At 35.9% G+C, this 1,847-nt stretch carries 2 protein-coding genes and 1 pseudogene; 2 read left to right on the forward strand and 1 reads right to left on the reverse strand.

The features are described from left to right. A pseudogene (locus AC1DRF_RS25720) lies at positions 1-80 on the reverse strand (hypothetical protein); the annotation flags it as partial. A 31-nt stretch (positions 81-111) separates the two neighbouring features. Between AC1DRF_RS25720 and AC1DRF_RS25725 the strand changes: the two are divergent. Together AC1DRF_RS25725 and AC1DRF_RS25730 are read left to right on the forward strand one after the other, a co-directional pair. Then, a complete protein-coding gene (locus AC1DRF_RS25725; protein WP_477742041.1) occupies positions 112-1,521 on the forward strand; it encodes a glycoside hydrolase family 32 protein in 1,410 nt (469 codons plus the stop codon). Positions 1,522-1,565: 44 nt separating this feature from the next. After that, the coding region (locus tag AC1DRF_RS25730) for a PfkB family carbohydrate kinase (protein ID WP_477742042.1) at positions 1,566-1,847 on the forward strand (282 nt) is incomplete at its 3' end.

A 1,847-nucleotide genomic window follows, 5' to 3' on the forward strand; every position in this document is an offset into this window, starting at 1 on the left:
TCATAAGGGTGATGCTGATAAAATACGTGGTATTCTCCTTTATACTGTACTAAACCATTTGGATCATTGATCCAGTTCGCAGAAGAGGCACTTAGGAATACAAAAGAAAAAATGAATAACCGTTATCGACTAGGTTATCATATTATGGCACCAGCGAACTGGATCAATGATCCAAATGGTTTAGTACAGTATAAAGGAGAATACCACGTATTTTATCAGCATCACCCTTATGATGAAAACTGGGGTCCGATGCACTGGGGGCATGTAAAAAGTAAAGATCTTGTTCATTGGGAACACTTGCCTATCGCTTTAGCTCCTGGTGATGCTTGTGATAGTGACGGGTGTTTCTCGGGAAGCGCTGTAGATAATAATGGGGAATTAACATTAATCTATACCGGACACAATTATACTGATAAGGAAAAAGATATTTTTTATCAAAATCAAAATATTGCTGTTAGTACCGATGGTGTCACATTTCATAAGATTGCAGAAAATCCAGTAATTCCTGAGCCACCTACGGATAGTAATCATCATTTCCGTGACCCTAAAGTATGGAAATACAAAGATAGTTGGTATATGGTACTAGGAAATTCGACCAAGGAGAATGTGGGCAGAGTAATTTTATATCGTTCTCCAGATTTACGTACGTGGTCATATATTGGTGTATTGGCACAAGGAAACGAAAACCTTGGATTCATGTGGGAATGTCCAGATTTCTTTGAATTAGATGGAAAACACGTTCTCATGATTTCTCCACAAGGGATTAAAAAAGATGGAGATTTATACAACAACTTATTCCAAACGGGATATTTAATTGGAGATTACAATTACGAAACAAACGAGTTTACACACGGCTCATTTAATGAGTTAGATAATGGACATGATTTTTATGCAGTTCAAACGTTATTAGATGAAAAAGGACGTCGAATTGCCATTGGTTGGATGGATATGTGGGAGTCAGATATGCCAACAAAAGAAGATGGATGGTGTGGAGCACTTACATTACCACGTGAAGTTACTTTAGGAGAGAATGATAAAGTTTTAATGAATCCTGTGGAAGAATTAAACTTATTGCGTGAGATTGAACATAATACACTTACCAATGTAACTTCTAATAGCTATTTAATAGAAACAAACGAAGATTTACTTGAAATAAAAGCTGTGTTTGACCTAACCAATTGTAACGCTCAGTCGGTTGGAATAAAAATTCGTGGAATTAACCAGGAAGAGACTGTATYAACGTATCACTTGGACAAACAAACACTAAAACTCGATTGTTCTAAGTCTGGTAAAGTTGAAGATGGTGTAAGAAATACCATTCTTAGGGCAAATCAAGAGCTTTCCTTACGCATATTCCTTGATCGATCCTCTATTGAAGTATTTGCAAATGAGGGACAAACAACGATGACAAGTCGTATTTATCCAACTGAAGATAGATTAGGCATTGAGTTATTCGCTGATAGTGGTGATGTGAAAATTAAGGAACTAACATATTGGAAACTAAAAGATATTTGGAAATAAATTATAAATGAACAAGTGCCTAGACACTTGTTCATTGTTTTGGAGTGAGGATATTGAAAAGAGTTTTTTGTATTGGTGAAACATTAATTGATTTTATTCCTGTTCAAAAAGAAAAGTCGTTAAAAGAAGTTACTAGTTTTGAACGTGTGGCTGGTGGTGCTCCTATGAATGTCGCGATTGCAGTTGCAAAATATGAGGGAAGCTMAGTCATGTTAACTAAAATAGCTAAAGATAGTTTTGGTGATTATTTAGTGGATGTACTTCAAGAGAATGGTGTCGATACGTCTTACATTATTCGATGTAATGAAGGAGAGACTGGTCTAGCA

The organism is Priestia sp. P5_B4 (genome assembly GCF_056400385.1).